Genomic DNA, 20,779 nt, shown 5'->3' on the forward strand with positions numbered 1-20,779 from the left:
AGTAAGGATGAATCTATCAATGGATAATTTCAAAAAGATACAAATAAATTATAACTAAATCATTTTTAATTAACCGATGAAATTTTCCACATAAAAGCAGTATTCAACCATAAAAATAAAAAGTGGAAACAAGGGCATTATTTTAATTCTTTGGAAGCTTCAAAAATCATTAACTTCCACTTTGATTCGCTTACTTTTTTTGAAACAAATTAATTTGAGATATTTAAAAAGTAAGAACGAGCAATTCGATCCAACATGAAAAAAACATCTTTTGTATTACTATTTTTTTTACTGGGGTTAACCTTCAGTTTATTTGCTCAAGAAAAGTATCCTGAATTTAAGATTCTAACCTACAATATTTACCATGGTGAAAAGCCAGATTCCCTAGGCAAGCCCAACTTAGATGATATTGCCAATCTAATAGTTTTACTGCAGCCTGAAGTGGTAGCTTTCCAAGAGGTGGACAGTATGACGACTCGCTCTGAAGAAATCTATGGTAAGAAAATTGACTGGATCGCTGAGCTCGGAAAGAAGACCGGCTATAGAAGTTACTTTGCCAAGGCGATGGATTTTGCAGAAGGTGCATATGGTGAAGGTATTTTGGTCAAAAAAGCCTTGAATTACACCACTTTGCCCTTACCTACACCTGCTGGCGGGGAACCTAGAGCTGCTGCCTGGGCAAAAATTGAATTGAGAGAACGAAAAGAGCTTTACTTTGGAGCAACCCATCTCTGCCATCAGTTTCCAGAAAACCGCCTTGCACAATTGGATTCTATGATTAGCTATGCTAATTCACTTCCGAATCCAGCATTTTGGGTAGGTGATTTAAACTTTGATCCTGCCTCAGAAGTATACCAAAGTATTCCAGAAAAATGGAGTGATGCCGGAATGGTGGCAAACGATACCACTTCAACATTCAACTCAGAGGAAGGAAAACGAATTGACTACGTATGGTATGATTCAGAGTATTTTGAGCTTGTAAACTACCAGGTAATTGACGCGCCCTTCTCTGATCATTACCCCGTTTTAGTTACCCTTCGATTAATAAAACCCTATAAAGAATGAAAAAAATAGCCCTATTCCTTGTACTAACACTTTCAGTTGGATTTTTTTCCTTTCAGCTCTTATCAACTGATGCTAAAGACCCCGATTGGCAATCACTTTTCAATGGAAAAGACATGAAAGATTGGATTGTAAAAATCCGAACTCATGAACTAAATGACAATTTCGCAAATACCTTCAGAGTTGAAGATGGCTTAATGAAAGTTAGGTATGATGGCTATGACCAGTTTGACAGGCAGTATGGTCATATATTTTACAAAAAGTCATTCTCAAATTATTTGCTTCAAGTAGAATATAGATTTGTGGGTGATCAAGCAAATGGTGGAGAAGGCTGGGCTACAAGAAATAGTGGAGCCATGCTTCATTGTCAAGATCCTAAAACCATGCTTAAAGATCAGGACTTCCCAATCTCAATAGAGGCACAATTCCTAGGTGGCAATGGAACCGATAAAAGAAGTACCTGTAATCTGTGTACTCCAGGCACCAACGTAGTGATGGATGATAAACTTATCACTTCCCACTGTGTCAACTCTACCTCCGAAACATACCATGGAGATCAGTGGGTAACTGCAAACTTCATAGTCCTAGGAAATGGAGACGTGCATCATCTGGTAGGACAAGACACGGTCTTAAGCTACACTCAGTCCCAAATCGGTGGAGGAAATGTAAACCCAGCCGATCCAAAAGTGAAAGTCGATGGTCAAATGCTAACTGGAGGTTGGATTTCATTACAAAGTGAAAGTCATCCAATTGATTTTAGAACAGTTAGAATTATCGACTTAGATCCTATCAAAGATGACCAGGCTAAATTAGAAGCGTTGATCATCAAAAAGCTTAATGAAAAATAGTCAAGTTTAGAATTAAGACATTAACTAAAAAATCAAAGCCCGCTGATCTACTAATCAACGGGCTTTTTTGTGAGTTCTTGGATCGCATCCTCCAAACTTCTATCAGAGTATAATTAGTACTCGATATTTGGTGTACTTAATACTTGGGACTAATAAATCAAACCCTCACTCCTGTATTTCCACCACCAGCTAAAGTGATATTGACTGGCTCATTTGTTTTCCAATTTCCGCCAGTAAAGTCTGGTACATCAATAGAATTGGATCTATTGGCTACCGACCACTCACTCAGCGGAGATACTGCACTCCACAGAGCTGCATCATAAACATCTTGATCTAAAGGAAGACCATTTCTCAGGCAGTCGATCAATCTCCAATCCATCATAAAGTCCATACCTCCATGGCCACCTACCTTTTTGGCCAACTCTCCTACTTTCTGTATGATTTCTGGAGTATACTTGGTTTCCAAATCCTTGAATTCCTCATCCTTCAACCAGCCATGACCTTTAGCTACTCGTGGTTGTGGATACTTCTGAGCGTAGCCTTCAGTCCCACTCACTACATGAAGTCTTGAATATGGACGTGGTGAGGACACATCGTGCTGAATCATGATCGTTTTCCCAAGTTTAGTTTTGACCATGGTGGTATTCATATTGCCACGGAATTTCTTCTCAGCATAAGAAGCAAAGAAATTATCCTGCTCAGCCAATTTTACAGCCTCCGCATGCATGGAGAAATCATTGGAAGATGTTGAGGTCAAAAAGTCCATTTGATCTCCTCTATTTACGTCTAGAATTTGACAGATCGGCCCCAAACCATGCGTAGCATAAAGGTTACCATTTCTATAGTTTTCCTTTAATCGCCACATATCCTGATAACCATTCTCCTTGTTGAAATTCAGAGCAAGCAAATCGTGAATATAAGCTCCCTCTACATGAATTACTTCTCCAAAGTAGCCTTCACGCTTCATTTTCAAAGTCATCAACTCAAAGAAATCATAGCAGCAATTCTCCAACTGCATGCAATGTTTCTTGGTGCGCTCAGAAGTCTCTACCAACTGCCAACACTCTTCCAATGTACGGGCAATTGGAACCTCACAAGCAGCATGTTTCCCGGCTTCCATGGCATATACTGCCATGGGAGTATGCCATTCCCAAGGTGTAGCGATATAAATCAAATCCAGATCATCTCGATCCATCATTTCCTTCCAGGAATAAGCATTCCCAGAATAACCCTCTGGCCTATGCGGAGTATCTTGTAATTGAGCTTTTGCTTTTTCTACGCGCTCAGATAGCAAATCGCAAAGCGCTTTTATTTCTACATTTTCTATTTTACTCAATCGATCAACAGCACCAGGCCCTCTCATTCCAAGTCCAACTATTCCTATGCGAACAGTATCAATCTTAGGAGCAGCAAATCCGCTCATATTGAAAGATTGGATACGATTAACGCCCTTCTTAGCTTGTAAAGGTAGGTTTTCAAATTCATTGGCGAGGGTAGATCCCGCTCCGAAAAGCCCCAAACCTACCAGGCCGGTAGACTTCAGAAACTCTCTTCTCTGGTTATTTTTCATACGTTTATTATTGTTTTTCAATGGTCATCTCGCTATCGGGAGGAATCTCGCTTGTCTGATTCGCCTATCGATAGCTGTAAGTCACTCCATGTTCAATTTCAAATTGCTTAAATCTAATGACTCAGCTAATTAATAAAAAAATAAAGGAAGTCCGGGCACCTTATAAATAAAAAAACCGAAAGCTTTTGGCTTTCGGTTATCTCCAATCATAATTTGGGACTATTCAATCAAACTTTCTTAGCAAGGATTACAATCCAGAAATAAGATAATAGACAAAAAGTTAGGGGCGATTATTCACTTTTCAACAACTAATACTCAAAGGACTGTTCGGATTCTTCGTGCAAAAGTAAATCTTAACTATCCTATAAAAAATGACATAGATCAATAAAATCCCCAAGGATTCTATGCCTTAAAAGGATTTTAGCTAAACGAAAAATACGATTGATCCAGCACAACAAGGCAGAATCAAATCACGCTTAAACAGGCATTTATAAATTTAAAGAGTATATTGAAGTAAGAAAATTGTTTTAAAGTGATCTCAGCTATACCCAAACTATTAGCGAGGTTTCAAATAATTCATTTATTTAAGTCAAATGAAGTTTTTCAGACTCGTCTTTCCCATAATATTACTGGTGGCTGCTCTAGACTCCACCAGAGCTCAGGATAATTCTATCTCCAGTAAAAATGATACAATTACTCTTGCACAAGCATACATGAACTTGTATTTGGTAGAAATTTATTTTGACAGCATCCCTGATGAACGCTTAAAAAAGATCATAGCATATGAAAATGATCAACTCAAATCTATTAATGACAGCACCTTCATTCGATCAAATTCAACGCTATATAATTTCACAAATGCCCTTTTTCATCAAAACCAAACGAAGTTTTTACTCAGCACTAAAGATGAAGTGAGCCGCGGCTTATTGCGTCGATTGAAAAGCATCCTTGATCGAGGAATTAGATATTACAATGATGCTAAAATTGAAGATTTCAAGACATTTGATAAAAAAGAAAATAGCTTGTATGAGTTGATCAAATTTGATCTGCAATCAAACCTGTTGTTGAAATCTGAAATCAGAAGCTTGAAAAATGAATTAAACACATTGTTTAACGAAGATATTTATCCTGACTTTCAGCGTATTTTCTTAGCTGCAAAAAACAAAAATCAGTACCACATTGATTCACTTGAATTCTATGCTGGCATCTATGATATGCCACTTAGTATGGAAATCACCAATAATAAGCCTGATTTTCAACCATTTTCTTTTGGGGATCCTAATTTTATTAGCACTGAATATCTCGCGGATTCACGATTGGATATACTTTCACGATATGTTCAATTAAAATACTTAGCATCAAGAAGAACTCGGGTTTCTCGCAATTTCAATAAACAACTTTTGCATGAACAGTTCAAAGATTTCAAAAGTAGCGTAAGGACTGAGAAAGATAGATTTATAAAGGAAGAATTAAACCCGAAGGTGCTTGAAAGTCTGAGCAGGGAAATAAGCAGTAAGTTCCCCATCGATAAGCAATTTGGACAACAGAATAGTGCAGGTACCTCAGCTATGGTCCAAATGCCTTCTAAAAGTTCGCAATACTATTTTTTCCCTAACCCAGCTCCAAAGGCATCAGCATATTTCATAAAACTAGCTTTTAAGCCTACTTTATCCACTCTTGGCCAAGTAGATTCATTTCTCAGCAAAAGTTTAGTTGATGCAGGATACAAAAATCAACTTCATTACTATTATGATATGGATGGATTTGCGTTGACCACCAGTTTGGAGAAATTCAACATCGATGGTTCGCCAGTTCCATCAGAAGAGCGATTTACTCAGAATCTCGGCGGTGATGGAAAGTTCTCCTACTTCGAAATTTTTAAGTCTATGTTTTTTAAGGTAGAGTCTGAGGTTAGGATGTTTGCATTTATCGTGGCATCAAACCCAGCCACCATGAGCAATGTTGCAATGACTCCAGGCTTTGCACAGCAATTGTTGAAAAACAGCTACGATACGCTCCCAGATCCTCTGAAGGAGAAAAGCCTCTCAAATAAGGTCCTATCGCTATTTGTTTATCACTTCCACCAAAATGACATAGGAGAGGTTCCTGAACTGGATCTTAGCGGAAACCTAACCGTGCAAGATCATCTTAAAAATGCGGGATTGCTTAAAATTATCCAGTGAATCTGAAAATAATAATTATTCGGTTGGAAGTCTTTTTGAAATATATTCTTTAAAAGGGAATTTTTTACGAATAGTAGTTCCATTTTCTAAAACAATATCAACTCCAATCGTATCACAAACACCCCAGCCCAAATAACCAATTGAAAAAGAAGAAGTCTGATCTCTAGAAGTTCTAATACTATCATAAAATCCTTTACAAAAATTGTAACTAACTTCCTTTATTTCATTTTTTCTAAATGACGGTAGCTCAAGCCAAAATGTGAAATTATAATTTTTCTTGCCTTCAGATAATGTATTAGAGGGACTAACAGATGCTCTTATTTCCACCAAACTGTCTATTGGAGCAACTCTTTCCATCTCTAATAAACCTTTCAAGTCATCTTCACTTAGATTTTCATATTTATCTCCCTTACCTTCCAGCAATAGTCTAATTAATTCGTCAGAGTAATTCTTTTCTATAGTCACTTCTTTACCTGCTTCTAAAGCATCATTAGCACTTTTTTGAGCTTTGAATGCGATGAAAATAAAAAGCCCCGCTATAACCAAAAAAACTCCAACTGCAACTTTCAAAAACATTGACTTCTTACTCTTCACCAAGTCTTCATACTTCTGCTTAGCCTCTCTCTGCTTTTCCTTCTTGAGCGATTCTCGACTATTTGCTATCCATTTCAGCTCTTCTTCACTCAGCTTGATCTTCGTCAGATACGGCTCAATATAAATAAGCTGTTTCTCGCTAAAAAACTCCCTAGCTTCTTCCGATACACCGATTTGGCTCTTAATAAGACGTTTAACTTCCAGTAGAGCTGTTTCCTCAACACTTCTCCGTTCTGCGATTGGCTTAGCTAAGGAATCGTGAGAAATCTCGTACGTATCCGTGTTCTCATTGTAGCGAAGTAGTCGGTTATTAGAAAAAGCCTCCACCACATCATTGACCAATTTTTGATCTAAATCCGGCAAGCGCTCGAATAATTCTTCTTTTGTAATAGGATCTTTGGTGCCCTCCAATGTGGCGAATGGAGAAAGTATTTTCCAGATTAGTCCAGGATTTAAGATCGGGTATTTACTTATCAATTCTCTAGAAATATCAGCAACCTGTTTCTCCAGAAAATTGCTCAGGATATCACCGATCTCACCCATTTCATTCACTTTATCGGAAGTGAATTCAGCTGGCTTTTCCCGCTTTTTGTCTCCAGTAATATTCAGATATAGCTTATCCAAAAAAACCTGCAAAAATGGCAATTGAATGGTCAGGGATTTTTTATCGCCTTTGATTTTGTGAAAAATACCTTCAGCTACTGCATCTTCTTCTCCTTCTTTGATAGAGATATTCGATCCTTCAAATGCGGTAGCTCCAAAAATTACTTGCTTTACCTTTTCCAGGTTCATTGGTTCCACACGCAGTTTCTTGCGAAGAAGCTGAGGAATAGCCCGCTCAAAATCAAACAAATATCCTAAATACTCCTCTCGAATTGAGAAGATCAATTTGACAGGTTGACCTGATTGAAGTATCCCTTGGATTGTTTCGATGAAAATCTGCTGTTCCGAAAGGGAGCCTAAGATGAAAAGCTCCTCAAACTGATCAAAGATCAAATACACCGGCCTGAAGTTCCTCTGGTAAACAGCCCGAATTGATTTACTGATTGGTGTCAGTTCCTGACCCGAGCCATCCGTGTCTATTTCCCATTCGTCTAGATATTTAGTCTCATCGAACGCTTCATCCACTTTCCCTCCAGCCTTTTCCAAAACTGATTTCAAGGATTTATTGATATCAGAACCTCGTCGGATCATCAGATCCAGCCAATCGTGACGCTGAATCTTCCCTGCCAACCCACAATTGATCAAACTCGTTTTACCTGTTCCAGAGGCTCCATACACGAGTACCGTCGCAGATTGAAAGACCATTTCATACAAGGCTTTGATCTCTTCATCCCTTCCAAAAAACACATTTCTATCTTCTCTTTGATAGGAGTCAAGAAATTTGAAAGGATACTTTTTCATGGGGCTTGCTGTTAATGGATTACAAAAAATTAAAATGAGTCTTCTGCGAATTCTTCTTCTACTCCAGTTAAGTCTTTTTTAGCTTCGAAAAACAAACTGTAAACCTTGTCGAGGTTCATATCTATCCTATTTTCCTTCTTGGAAAGCCAAGAATTAAGCACGTTTAAGCTAGAGTCGCTGGGCCTTGGATTACTTGACTTTTTAATGATTTCCTTGCTATTATCCTCAATAAAACTATAGTTGAGACTGAGGTCGTCATAAGTATTCGCGTGAGAATAAAAGCAGATTTTTGACCCTCCTTCTAACTTCAATCCATTCAAATCAATGATAAAAGGATCGAGATTTATATTATTTCGATAATTATCTTTGAAAATAATCACGGCATGAGAAATCACTGGAGACGACTCTCTGCGCACACTGCTCTGACTTTCATTATTTGCCAGACTCTCACCTACCAGCAAAGTATAATTGTGTAGATATAATCCTTCATGATCATTTCTTTGTTGATTGAAATCTATCTCATTTATAGATATCATCCTGTATTCTGACAAGAAGCTTAAGCTCTCCAAAACAACGGACAGATTTTTTTCTGCTTCCAAACAATCCTCAAGGGTATATGAGGCATTTTTCAATAACTGAGAGGACTCATTAAGTTTTAAACAAGCATTCCTGATATCTCCACCTTCCTGAAGCCTAGGAAGCAAGTTCAGAGATTCAGATATAAGAAAATCCAATTTATTGTCTGTATATATTTCCAGTAAATGACCTAGTAGTTCTACAAATGCCAGGATATCTTCTTCAGCGGCATTTCTGAAAAACTTGACTAGCCCATCTTTTTGAGATGAAGAAAATTCAATTTTATCTGCCAACTGATGATCCCACAAGCGCGATAGCATTGCGTAGCAAATGAGCTGTAAGCCACGCTTTGCCGTAATCTGGCAATTCTCCAAATACCTCATCATTTTGCTGTCAGAATAATCCTCTGCGCCTATGGACATCAACTTTCGAATTTGGCCGCCTATTACTCCTACATATCCGCCGATGATGATTCGCTTCGCCGTTTTCACTAAATCCTCATTTTCTGCCCAGTCAGCATTAGCAGATAAAAAATCTCCAGCTTTACGGTTATGCGTACTAATTGCTTCCAGTAGGTTTTTCGTCAGCACTTCATTAAAACTATTTTCTACTGGTCCCTCCTCTTTTTCATCAGAGGATTCATTAACAGTTTCAACTTGTTCAGGGCGTGAGTCAGATTCGTATTCCGGCAAAATCATATCCAGCTGACTTCGATATTTATTAATCAGATTGTCAATTGAAGTGTATTCAGTATGGAAATGTCCTAATTCCCCTAATTTCTTTTTAAACTCTAAAAGGGTGTTGATTTCGTCTGTGATTGCTCCCACATTAATAGCAGCATTTTTGAAATAGGTCCAAATCCGAGGTCTCCCTTGCGCTTTGAAAATCTCGTATGCTGTGTAAAACTCCTCGGCAGTGTATTTTCCAACCTTGGTATAGAAAAGACATAAAACCAAATCACTCTGACGTATAGCTTCATTGTATTCATCTTGCAATCGAGTGCTTGAAATGGAATCTTTGAAAAACTCCCATTGCTCTAATTTTAGGTAAATCCCTTTGGTGTGTAAACGATCATTTTCACGGGATATAAAAGCCCTAAACTCTTCCCTATCCCCTTTTAATTCTGAGGAAGAGGCAATAAAAATTCGAATCGTTTTCATAGGTTAACTAATTAGTGACGTTTCACCCTGAAGAGCGGAACCCCTCAACTTAACCAACATTTATTCTTCAATGCTGAGTTTTTTATTGATAATCTTTCGATTTTGATAGGCTTAATTTATGGATTACATCCTTTAGAATTCAATTCGCCAAAAAATATTTTTGCATTACCTGCTCTGCCATTTTCCCTTGTGGCGTAAAATCAGGGTCTCTATGTTTCCCCTCAGGATACCATTTCCAAAAAAATACTCCCGCCATCCAAGATTCCTTCCAGGCGGTTTCAAAAAATGCTTCGTAGCACAGCGCTTGCATTTCCTCTGACAGCTCCACCTCTTTTCGCTCATTTGGCCACACCCAAGGCTCCTCCGCTGCATCAACGGTATTGCAATAGCCAATCTCGGTGAACATGACAGGTTTTTTGTACTTGCGGACCACCTTATCAATTTTAGGTAAATGCTTTTTCCAGCCTGATTTAAGATCTGAAAGTGTTGGATCCGTTTTGGTAGAAAGTGGAAAATATGCCTGTATACCTATATAATCCAACGCATCCCAAAACTTAATATGTTCGAATTCAGTGAAATTGGCAGCATAAATCAATTTACCGGAATAAACTTTTCTGATTTCCGATATCACCTTTCTCCAGTCTTCTTCACGCTCAGAAGTCATTTCCAACTCTGTTCCCACACAAAGCATGGGAATCTGATGCTCCTCAGCCATAAGTGCATAATCAAGAATAAAGCCTCTGTAGTTCGCAAACCATTCCTCCCAATCGGCCTCATTCCTCATCTCAATTTCTCCCGGCCAACTTCCGCGAACCCACAAATGCGGCTTGAGCATATTCATAATTCCATGCCTAGCCGAGGAATCGAAAGTAGCTTTGATTCCTTGAGACGATTCTCCCCACCATTTATTCTCGTTGTGAGTATCCCAGCGGATTTCAGGGTTGTTCTTTTCTGTTTGCCACCCGAAAGGAGTCTGCGAGAGCGCATCTGCACCCGTAGCTTTCAAAGCTTCCAACTCAGGCCCAAGGAGCGGAGACCTACTTCCAACCCAGCAGACGCCTTTCCATTTTTCATGTGCTATTACACCAGTACTATCAGGCGAAAACCACCAACTCAAACCCAACAGCAGAACGACTCCTACAGAGCTAAAAAGATATGTTCTTTGGGTAGAAGTCTTCATTTTGACAACATAGTTTGAATAACAATTTCTTCCTGCAGTGTTTTATGCACAGGACATTTGTTGGAAATTTCCAACAATTTTTGTCTTTGCTCAGAATCCAAATCTCCCTCTATTTCTATGATTCTGGTAAACTGGCTGACTTTTGCCGAGGGTACTTCCGGGTTTTCACTATCTGCCAAGTGTACTTTCTCGTGGTTGAGAAAAACTGAAACTTCTTCCAATGGCCATTTTTTGCGTTCTGCATACATTTTCAGCGTCATCGCTGTGCAGCTACCAAGCGAAGCCATGAGCAAATCATAAGGATTAGGCCCAAGGTCAGCACCTCCAACTTCGCTAGGTTCATCAGCAATCAAATGATGATTAGGAGTCATGACTTCAGTCGTATACTTATCCCCAGAAAGTCGAACAAAAACCTGATTCCCTCGGGTATCATTCTCCTCCTCAGCCAGCTCAATTGCGACATATCGCTTGCTCCAACTTCCAATCATTTCAGCAATGTATTCGCTGTCTTTTGGATTTGAAACCAAATGATCTGCTCCATCAAGCGAAATAAAACTTTTGGGATGAAAAGCAGCACTATAAATCTCAGCAGCATTGGATATTTCCACAATTTCATCCTGAGGAGAATGCATGATCAATAGAGATTTTCTAATCTTTTTCAAAAAAGTACCCAATGGTTTTTGCTCCAAATCATCGACAAAACTCTTTCCAATTCTAAATGGCCTTCCGCCAATATTTACTTCTGCACTACCATTTTTCGCTATATCCTCCAGGCTATCTCCCAACAAATGTCGGACATGAGCCGGGTATGCTGGGGCCGCTATGGTCACAATGGCTTTCACTTCACCAAGTTCAGCCGCAGCATAAAGTACTGCAGCACCGCCTAGTGAGTGTCCAATAAGCATTTTCGGTGCTTGGTCTTCTTTGGTGAGAAATTCAGATGCATCAAGAAGATCACTCACATTACTGGAAAAGGTAGATTCAGCGAATTCCCCCTCACTCATCCCAAGACCTGTGAAATCAAAACTCAATGTCGCGATACCATTTTGTGAGAGGGCAGTACAAATGCGGGTGACTGTAGAGAAATTTTTGGAGCAGGTAAAGCAGTGGGCAAATAATGCAAAAAAGCTAGGCTTTTGATTCGCTGGCAAATACAAGTGAGCCGCCAATTCTAAGCCGTTTCTGTTTGTAAATGTCAGTCGTTTCGGATTCATTTTAAATTAATTATTGATTGGCTGCACCTTGATATTCTCAAGGTTTATCTCTGAAAGTAGCTCTAAATCTCCAGATTCGTAAAGCTCCTGCATCATTTCTACATGCACCGTTTCATCTTCAGGTTTGAGATTTAGGTAGTTTTGAAAGCGAATACCACCCACTACATTTACCGCACTCACTTCCCGCATTCTGACGCCTCCTCCATCTGTGTGATAGCTATAAGCCATAAAATCCACGATCGAATCCTCGATTCCAATCCAATACAAAAACTCGTCATCAAAATCTTCTCCCCCACCTTCTTCCGCAAAAGTCACTTTAATCAAATCGTATTTCTCACCATTGATTTCTGTTTCACCCAGTGACTCTTTAAAAACCGAAGGATCATTTAGCCCATAAGGCAAAAAAGCAAAATAGGCCACAGAGTTCACTGAGCGGGAGTATTTGCCTATCCACTCTTCTGAAAGCGTATCGATTTTCGCACCATTTACTGTGCGTACAAATCCATTGTTATTGAGAACATCCATCACATTTCCTGTAGAATCTGAAAATTCACGGATGTATTCAAATCTATCCGGCGTTTTTAAAATGGTGTAGTGAATATTCCTGAAGTCAAACTCAATTTTGGAATTAGTATAAGCATCACCTCCGTGAGCAGCGATGGCATCATCGACAATTTTCTCAGCATCGGTTCGAGAATCGCAGGAAGTGAAAATCGCAATTCCACAGAGGAAAGTAAGAAGGTAATGTAATTTCATATTGCTATGTTTTATGTAGGCCACGACTTAATTATTCAAAAGTTACCTGATAGTCAGAATACAAATACTCCGCTTGTAAAAACAGTTTTTTACCGGAATCATCAATTTTATAACTCTTCTGCTCTTTTGGAAATAACAAGCCAGTAGATTGATCAGGAGTTACATTTTCAAGCAAACTTTTATGATCCTTACCCTGGGATTCTATTGCTTCCACCCTGAAAGAAACTGGGTCAAAATAAATCCAAAATGGCTTGGGACCATTCAAGTTTTCTACTCGAATTGACTCCACTATTTCACCACCCTCCAGAGTCTTTTCACCTTCGTACATCAAGCTAATATTCTCATCCAGCAGATTCCATGGCTGCGCAAAAGCAAAGAATGCAGCGTCGATTTCAGCTCTTTTCGCTTTCAAAAAGCCTTCATTCTGTATAGGGTTTGCGCCCATCTGATAGCTCGTTTTACTTCCGTTAAAGTTGACTACGTGAAGAATGCTGTCCTTAGTCCAAGTCAATTTAGCTTCGAAATAAGGTTTCAGCCTAAATTCTACCCACTGCTCGGATTCAGCTTCAACTGCCCCTGATTCATCCAATAGGCGGGTCAATTTTTTGAATTTGATACTGGCTACATTGTTCCAGCTTTTAGAGAGTTCATGAGCTTCGATTGACTTTTCGATGAGCTCCTGAGCTTGTTTTTCAGGACTAGGAGTGCAGGAGAAAATGAGAAGGACTAGGATAAATGAGAGGAGAGATTTAAGATTCATGTAGGTATTAATGACTTTGTGTTTGTTTTAAAATAATCCCAATAAACAGCTAGTGCGAGTATGGAATATTCCACAAAAAGGAAAATTGGGTTTTCCTGATAATTAGGATCACTATAGGCTTGGTACGAGAGAATCACCAAAAAAGTCCAGATTAGAAAGGCCTTTCTATTGGTAAACAAACTCAAGCCAAACCCAGGAATCAGATACCAAGGATGAACTACAGGCTGCAAAACCAAGTAAAACAAGTAAATCAACACCCATAAATCAACGAGTTGATGCATGTTTTTAGGCATTCTTTTCCATGAAAAATACAGAATACCCAACAGCGTGATTACGCTTAGAATCGGAGTGACTTCGCCGATGATATTATACCCCTTGATCCAAAATCCCATTTCGCGAATTATATAATAGATCGAGGCATTGAATTCAAATTTGCCTTGATAGAGTTTTATACTTTGCAGAAAATGAATCCAGGAATTATCGATCAGAAGCCAGCCGAAACTCACAATCAAAGCTAGAGCAGATCCTATCCAGAAAGACTTGAATTTTCCGGTTTTCTCAAAGGAAAAGAAGGAAGGAATTAGCATCAAGGGAAGTAACTTCATTCCTATAGCCAAACCCCAAAACCCTCCCGAAAGTCCATTCTGTTGCTCACACAAGGTGAACAAAGATGCGAGCAATAGAAGTAGCACCAAGCCCTCGAAATGGAGATTTCCTGTGATTTCCATGATCACCAGCGGGTTCAACCAGTACAAAATCACCTTCTTTCTATCCAGTTTAAAATGATCAAAAAGCTTAAGTAATAGAAAGAAAACGCCTATTTCTCCAAAAATCAAAACAGACCTGAGTACCACAATTCCTGTCAAAACATCTTGGCCGCCGATTATAGCTGCCAGATAGAAAATTCCCTGATTGAGCGGCGGATACACTGAGAAATACCCCGGAGAATTCATCAACTCGAAGAGATTCTCCAAATAAGGATTTGCACTTTCGGGATTATTCTTAATCAAGTTTTCGGGAGTTTCCAAGTAAGGATTTTGGCTTATTTTCAGCATTTCCCCATCCCAGAGAAAGCGAGGGTAATCATCAGACCATTTCGGTACAGCCAATAAAATTGACAAGCGAACCAGCAAACCTCCTATGAAAATCAACTTCCATTTTGGTTGCTTAGTCAAAAAGTAAACTGCGAGCATCCCTCCGAAAAGGGAAGTAAATATTAGTAAGGTAAGCCAGAAACTTTCTCTTGGAACGAAGTAAGCCAAACAGAAAAACCCCGCTGAAATTACTAGCCAGAGTAAAGGAATTAATAGCTGTTTGAGCTTCCGCGTCAAAGCCCTAAGCTATTTCGGATTGACTCATCCTGAAGTCCGTTTTTTTCCCAGTAATCCAGCATTTGAACTTTAGTCCGCACAGCTGAAGTCACTTCTTCTGTGCCGTCTTCTTTGGTTTGAGTCTCTTTCCAAGACATGATTTCATACGGGAAAGCATCCATATAACGAATCAACAATTTTCTACCAATCTCTGAATAGATCACTTCTACCTCAGCTTGATTTGAACCTGCTTTACGCTTACTAATATTCACACTTTCCGCATCCAAGGGATGATGAGTGAAGCGATTGTAGATCAAGCTTGGAATTATTTTCAAGTGCCCAGATGGCACCAAATCAGGATTTAAGCGGATCAAATTGAATATTTCATCTTCTGACATGGCACTGATTGAGATTTCCTGATCTCCTTCAGACTCGAAATAGGAGAATAATTTGGCTTGATACTTATTGTTTTTCCAGTTGAGCTGTACAAAAGACTGTCCACACCATTCGGTGACCGAAGCGGTGATTTTGGGAGAATTCAACTCATCATAAACTGGCGTAAAAACTGAAAGCATGGTATTGTAAGGATAAACTCCCGTCACAAAATCACGAGTCATATTTAGCTTCATCACTTTCATCGCTCCCTTCCCTGCTGCTGAAGGATCATCTAATTTCACTTGCTTTCGCTTAGAAAAATCCTCCGTCACGAAAATCATCACAGCTTTGCCATCACGCTCTTCTCCATAGCGCATTTGTTTCAGGTCATAGACATTGATCTCTGCTTTCCCCTGATACCAATGCGAGGAAAATTGCTCCTCGTCGATAGCTTTTCGACCTGAGGAATTGCAGGCAGAAAAGAAAAGTAAAACCAATCCAAGAATGAATAAATTTTTCATATAGGTAAAATTACTAAAATCCAATCGAAGGTCTAAAATCTATGTTTCCAGTCTTGATACTTATGTCTTGCTACTAAAATCTAATCCTCACCAATACCTAAAAATCGTATAAATAATCTTATAGCCTGCCCCAATCACTCCCTTTACCGTTCCGCTCACTTTTGAAATACCTATTCTCTTGCGGTAATTCACCGGAACTTCGGTGTATCTAAGTCCAGCTTTGTGAGCTTTAATCTGCATTTCTATAGTCCAGCCGAAGTTCTGATCAATCATATTCAGATCTAGCAATTTCGACCAAACTATCGCCCGAAAAGGTCCCAAATCAGAGAATTTAGCGCCTTGCATGTACTTCATCATTGTCGTAGCCAGCCAGTTTCCAAAGACCTGCGGAAAGGTCATGGAACCTGATTCCCGCTCTCCCAATGCCCTTGAGCCAATAACCATATCAGCTTTTTGATCCAAAATTGGCTGAATCAAATCCAGTAATTCCTCAGGATAATCACTATAATCCCCATCCAAAAAGACTACAATATCAGGTTGAATCTCTTGCTTTTTGATCCAATCCATTGCTGTCAAACAAGCCTTTCCATAGCCCTTTTGGGGTTCAAAAACGACTATTGCGCCAGCTGCCTCAGCTACTTTTCCGGTGTTATCTGAGGAGTTATTATTGGCGACGACCACATTTCTGACGAGGGCAGGAATATCCCCAATTACCTTCGGAATAGACTTTTCCTCATTGTAAGCGGGAATAATTACGTCAATAATAGGAGGATTGTGCATGCGGGTTATTTACCTAAACTGTAAGCTTTGAAAGAAGAAAAGAATACCAGACCATAGCCGACGGCCAACATCAAGTGGAAAGGTAACATTTCGAAAGTGCCCCAATACATATGAAGTCCAACCATGCCGGAAAAGACTAGCATCAGGATGCCTTCCAACCAAGTGGTAGCTGGAATTTTAAAGTTGAGATAATTATTGCTTTCTAGGCCTGAGCCTCCTTCCAGGTTGAATTTTGGAGTGCGGATAAACGGAGATTTCTTTCCAGTTAGCCCCTCCCAAACAGCCTGCGCATTATGCAAAGCCAAACCCATAGATACTGATAGGAAAAGTGGAAGCATGTAAATGGCTTGGAAAAGACTTCTCCAGAAACTTCGTTTTTCGTAGAAATAAGCCACCAAATAAAAGCCAGCGATGATAACAAAACCGATCATAAACAGCCCTGCAATTTTAAACAGCTTGTCTGAAATCATGCCTTGCATTCCAGCCCACCAAACGCCAATGCTACTCAAACTAACCACTAAAATTGCGATGAAAATACTGCTGTTAAACAAGTGAGCCATCGCATGAATCTTGGTTCCAAAAGAAAAGTCGCCCTTCAAAACTGCCTTTGCATGCTTTCCGGCACATTCTGCTCCGCCTTTTGTCCAGCGGAATTGCTGAGATTTCACTGCTGACATGATGGGTGGCAGCTCGGCAGGAGATTCGATTTCTGGTCTGTAGACAAACTCCCATCCTTTGCGTTGGGCACGATAACTCAGATCCAAATCCTCTGTTAGCGTGTCATCTTGCCAGTCTCCCGCATCGACTATGCATGACTTTCGCCAAATACCACCGGTCCCATTGAAATTGATAAAGGCATGCTGACTATTTCTACCAACCTGCTCGATCAGGAAATGTGCATCCAAAGCAAAAGCCTGCAAACGTGTCAAGAGCGAATAGTTTTTATTCAAATGGGTCCAACGCGTTTGCACCATACCCACTTTTTCCGAAGAAAAATAAGGGATAGTTTTTAGCAAAAAATCGGGATCTGGAACGAAATCAGCATCGAAAATAGCGATGTATTCTCCGCTTGCTTTTGCCAAGCCTTCCTTCAAGGCTCCAGCTTTAAAACCAGCTCGATCAGTACGATGTATGTATTGAAAATTAAGATTTGGAAACTCCTGGATTTTCTTTTGAATCAACTCTGCAGTCTGATCTGTGCTATCATCCAAAATCTGGATTTCCAGTAAATCCGATGGGTAATTCATTTTGGCGACAGCCGCTATCAAACGATCTACGACATATAGCTCATTATAAACCGGAAGTTGGATCGTAACTTTTGGCCAAGTTACCGGAATGGGATGAGCCACATTGACCATATATTTTTTTGCCCTCAAAAAGCTCAAAAGCAAATGCCCTTGTGCAAGGCTGTAAAGGAAAATAAACAGCATTCCCAGGGCATAAATCCCAATCAAAAGATATAAGAAGATCATTTACGCATTTATCTTGATGGAATCATTTCCAATAATTATTGGCATTTCATTGATTCGTTTTTCTGTTGACCCATTTTCTAATTTCAATACGCCCCGTGGACAAACAGATGAGCAAACTCCGCATCCCACACAACTTGCTCTTACGATTTCTTGACCGCGTTGGGCATACCATCGCACATCAATTCCCATTTCGCAGTGCGTAGAGCAGTTTCCGCAGGAGATACATTGTCCGCCGTTGGTGGTGATTCTGAATCTGGATTTGAAACGCTGAACTAAGCCTAAGTATGCTGCCAGCGGACATCCAAATCTGCACCAAACCCGGTTGCCCATGAAAGGATAAAACCCAGTGCCAATCACCCCCGCAAAGGCCGACCCAATCGCAAAACCATAGAACGAATGTAATTGGTTCGTGACGTTCCCCAAAAGTGCAAACCCGGAAAAGTAATTGGCGATAGTCAAGCCTGTCATCACCACGGCCAAAACCAATACGCTGTGAACAATTACGCGCTCGTACTTCCAAGCTTTAAGCGACTTGTCCGAAAGCTGTCGATAGGGATCTCCGACTGTCTCAGCCAATCCTCCACATCCACAAACCCAGGAGCAATACCATCGCTTTCCATAAAAATATGTAAACAGTGGAACGGCAATAATAATCAGCAAAATCCCCCAAATCAGCATAAACATCCCTACTCCACCCGCGCTCAGAAATGTATCAATCTGATAATCGTAAAAGAAATCGTAATCCAGTGGCCAGATATTTTTGAAGTCAAAATAAGGCTGATTCAGCAAAACGAGAATTTCAGGAATAAGAAAAGCGAAGGCGGTTTGGAAGAACATAACCGAAGCCGTGCGTAATTGCTGGTATTTATTTCCCCTGTATTTTCTGAACATCCGCACGCCCATCACGATGATTGCCAAGGTGTAAATCGTCCCATAAAGAAACCATTGACTTGCAGGATTCCCACTCAGAATCATGCTTAGCGGCGAGACCATCCAAACTTGGTTAACGATGTAGGCAGGAAACCAATACAAAATGACATAGAAAAGGATTAAATAGGCGCCAGTGATCATCCCCATCCAACCCCGGTTTTTCATGGAAGAGTGGAAAATCCCATTGTTTTTGACTCCAGCTGGCTCGTCTTTGTGCTTTGGAAGATTGTACATCAATCCTCCCAAAACCGCTAATCCGATTGATAACCCCATGAAAAGCCATGGATTGTCGCGAACTGGACTATTTACTGAGGCTTGGGCCAGCGGAAAACTGTAGTCATCCCAAATGACTTCATCCCACTTCGACTCACCTTTCAGCGCATCATTGTAGGCATTGAAATTATCCTTAAAGCTTGAGATAAATGAGAAGTTGGAGGAGTAGGTTTTACCATACATTGGCGTGAGAATTTCCGCCATTTTCACCTGATGAATATCCTTCGTATTGGCTAAAACCAGTTCTTCGTTAAGCTTATAGTTGCCCAAAAATGGCATGATAGTGAAGATCGTCAAACCAATCAAAAACAATCCTATTCCTAATCTTTGAATCACCTTCATGTGTGTTTGTTTTGATTTTTATTGGCCACATGGAATCTCGCATGGTTTTTAATTTTCTCTACTATTGACATTATCGTCATGCTCGATTTCATACGCTTGCTCCGAATAGTTTTTGGATAAATGTTTTCTTGGAAACTGTGACGTCTCCGCCGAATTGACTTTTAAAGGCCTTTTGAATTTCTATGTAATAAGGTTCAAAAAACTCTGGATCGAAGTTGGCCTTATCGAGTTTGGAAATAACCTTCGTACCCGTCCATTTTCCGCGAATTGCTTGATCGAAAAACTCATGTCTTAACCGGAAACCGAAATTATTTACGCCAACTATTTTTCCTTCCAAATCCATCAGCAAACGAAACGCAACCTTTCCTCCCCCATGCTCCCAAAAAAAAGACTGAAAACTTTCAGCATCCCACTTGGCAGGAACTGTACCATATGTTTGGTATTCTATATCCAAAAACTTGGCAGAATTAAACCAAACTCCAGGTTGGTAAGTGACTTTTTCCCCAGCCAAAATATAGCCCAAGGTTTCACCGTGCATTCTTCCCGTGTACCAAACTTGCTCCACCGGTTTGCGATCTGCAGCCGGAGCTTCATGAAATTCTGCACAATCACCAATGGAAAACACATGGGGAATGTTCGTCTGGAAACCAAAATCCACTTTCACTCCTCGATTCACTTCCAATTCTGTATTTCTAAGAAAGTCTATGCTTGGAGTCACTCCTGCGGTCAATCCAACAAACTGACATGGGATTTCCTCGCCGGATTTAGTTCGGATTGCCCTAACTCTAGCATTGGGACCAGAGATGATTTCAGCTAATTCCTCATTCAGTCTGAGGTCAATATGATGCTCCCTCATGTGGCGACTTACCAATTCTGATTCTTCTTTTGGTAAAATATTATCCCAAAACCCAGCTTCTCTCACTAGAAAAGTCACCGGGATATTTTTGTAGGCAAGCATTTCTGCCATCTCTATTCCAATCAAACCTCCACCTACGATGACAGCCCGCTGAACTCCAGACTTGGTGTTTTCCTCCATCAGCTCCAAGTCCTGCTTGGAATATAAGCCCTGCACGCCTTGAAGATCCTCACCAGGCCAGCCGAACATATTTGGTTTGGAACCCGTAGCGATGACAAGCTCATCGTAAGCTAATTTTTCGCCACTTTGGAAAAGTAGATTCTTGGCAGAAAAGTCGATTGATTTAACCCAAGCCTCCTTTAGTTCGATTCTGTTTTTCTCCCAAAACCAATTCTCATAGGGCTGCGTGTGCTCGAATTTCATGTGCCCCATGAAAATGTACATCAGTGCAGTTCGAGAAAAAAAGTACTTGGACTCTCCGGAAATCACGGTAATTCTCACCTGCTCATCCAACTTCCGAAGTTGTCGGGCACAGGTAATACCAGCTATTCCGTTGCCGATGATGACGACATGGCGATTTGAACTCATTGGTTGGGGGTTGAAATAAGACTCA

General features: G+C 40.1%; 16 protein-coding genes. 3 read left to right on the forward strand and 13 right to left on the reverse strand.

Annotated features, from left to right (window positions below; genetic code table 11):
• The first annotated feature begins 255 nt into the window (after nucleotides 1-255).
• Nucleotides 256-1,065 (forward strand): endonuclease/exonuclease/phosphatase family protein, encoded by an 810-nt coding sequence (locus LV83_RS12900; RefSeq protein ID WP_111611957.1) that lies wholly within the window; start codon nucleotides 256-258, stop codon nucleotides 1,063-1,065.
• On the forward strand, nucleotides 1,062-1,910 hold the full coding sequence (locus LV83_RS12905; RefSeq protein ID WP_111611958.1) for a 3-keto-disaccharide hydrolase: 849 nt from the start codon (nucleotides 1,062-1,064) through the stop codon (nucleotides 1,908-1,910). Before LV83_RS12900 ends, LV83_RS12905 begins: the two co-directional genes overlap by 4 nt.
• Before the next feature lie 157 nt (nucleotides 1,911-2,067).
• Here LV83_RS12905 and LV83_RS12910 read toward each other — a convergent pair whose 3' ends face one another.
• Nucleotides 2,068-3,480, reverse strand: coding sequence for a Gfo/Idh/MocA family protein (locus LV83_RS12910; RefSeq protein ID WP_111611959.1), 1,413 nt, complete (start codon nucleotides 3,478-3,480; stop codon nucleotides 2,068-2,070).
• A gap of 593 nt (nucleotides 3,481-4,073) precedes the next feature.
• On the opposite strand from LV83_RS12910, the gene LV83_RS12915 reads away from it, so the two are divergent.
• Nucleotides 4,074-5,663, forward strand: a complete 1,590-nt coding sequence (locus tag LV83_RS12915) for a hypothetical protein (RefSeq protein WP_111611960.1) — start codon at nucleotides 4,074-4,076, stop codon at nucleotides 5,661-5,663.
• Between the two features lie 15 nt (nucleotides 5,664-5,678).
• On the opposite strand, the gene LV83_RS12920 is transcribed toward LV83_RS12915, so the two are convergent.
• The 12 genes from LV83_RS12920 to LV83_RS12975 form a co-directional block, all read right to left on the reverse strand.
• Entirely contained in the window at nucleotides 5,679-7,661 is a 1,983-nt protein-coding gene (locus tag LV83_RS12920) for an ATP-binding protein (RefSeq protein ID WP_111611961.1), read from the reverse strand.
• A 29-nt stretch (nucleotides 7,662-7,690) separates the two neighbouring features.
• Nucleotides 7,691-9,397, reverse strand: coding sequence for a hypothetical protein (locus LV83_RS12925; RefSeq protein WP_111611962.1), 1,707 nt, complete (start codon nucleotides 9,395-9,397; stop codon nucleotides 7,691-7,693).
• A gap of 139 nt (nucleotides 9,398-9,536) precedes the next feature.
• Entirely contained in the window at nucleotides 9,537-10,577 is a 1,041-nt protein-coding gene (locus LV83_RS12930; protein ID WP_245947053.1) for a glycoside hydrolase family 113, read from the reverse strand.
• Entirely contained in the window at nucleotides 10,574-11,791 is a 1,218-nt protein-coding gene (locus LV83_RS12935) for a bifunctional alpha/beta hydrolase/OsmC family protein (protein WP_111611963.1), read from the reverse strand. Before LV83_RS12935 ends, LV83_RS12930 begins: the two co-directional genes overlap by 4 nt.
• Nucleotides 11,792-11,797: 6 nt before the next feature.
• Complete coding sequence (locus tag LV83_RS12940) at nucleotides 11,798-12,547, reverse strand: DUF6503 family protein (protein WP_111611964.1); 750 nt, start codon at nucleotides 12,545-12,547, stop codon at nucleotides 11,798-11,800.
• A gap of 31 nt (nucleotides 12,548-12,578) precedes the next feature.
• The gene (locus LV83_RS12945) at nucleotides 12,579-13,307 is read right to left on the reverse strand and encodes a hypothetical protein (protein ID WP_111611965.1); all 729 of its coding nucleotides are present in this window, start codon (nucleotides 13,305-13,307) and stop codon (nucleotides 12,579-12,581) included.
• A complete protein-coding gene (locus LV83_RS12950; RefSeq protein ID WP_158530574.1) occupies nucleotides 13,304-14,482 on the reverse strand; it encodes a glycosyltransferase 87 family protein in 1,179 nt (392 codons plus the stop codon). Before LV83_RS12950 ends, LV83_RS12945 begins: the two co-directional genes overlap by 4 nt.
• Nucleotides 14,483-14,634: 152 nt before the next feature.
• Nucleotides 14,635-15,513 carry a hypothetical protein gene (locus LV83_RS12955; RefSeq protein WP_111611967.1) on the reverse strand — a complete coding sequence of 293 codons (879 nt, stop codon included), beginning with the start codon at nucleotides 15,511-15,513 and terminating at the stop codon, nucleotides 14,635-14,637.
• 87 nt (nucleotides 15,514-15,600) lie between these two features.
• Entirely contained in the window at nucleotides 15,601-16,293 is a 693-nt protein-coding gene (locus LV83_RS12960) for a glycosyltransferase family 2 protein (RefSeq protein ID WP_111611968.1), read from the reverse strand.
• A 5-nt stretch (nucleotides 16,294-16,298) separates the two neighbouring features.
• On the reverse strand, nucleotides 16,299-17,765 hold the full coding sequence (locus LV83_RS12965; protein ID WP_111611969.1) for a cellulose synthase family protein: 1,467 nt from the start codon (nucleotides 17,763-17,765) through the stop codon (nucleotides 16,299-16,301).
• Complete coding sequence (locus tag LV83_RS12970) at nucleotides 17,766-19,310, reverse strand: 4Fe-4S binding protein (protein ID WP_111611970.1); 1,545 nt, start codon at nucleotides 19,308-19,310, stop codon at nucleotides 17,766-17,768.
• An 88-nt stretch (nucleotides 19,311-19,398) separates the two neighbouring features.
• Nucleotides 19,399-20,754: an NAD(P)/FAD-dependent oxidoreductase gene (locus LV83_RS12975; RefSeq protein ID WP_111611971.1), complete on the reverse strand. Its 1,356-nt coding sequence runs from the start codon at nucleotides 20,752-20,754 to the stop codon at nucleotides 19,399-19,401.
• Between the last annotated feature and the right edge of the window lie 25 nt (nucleotides 20,755-20,779).

Origin of the sequence: Algoriphagus yeomjeoni (assembly GCF_003259505.1) — a bacterium.
Taxonomy (GTDB): domain Bacteria; phylum Bacteroidota; class Bacteroidia; order Cytophagales; family Cyclobacteriaceae; genus Algoriphagus; species Algoriphagus yeomjeoni.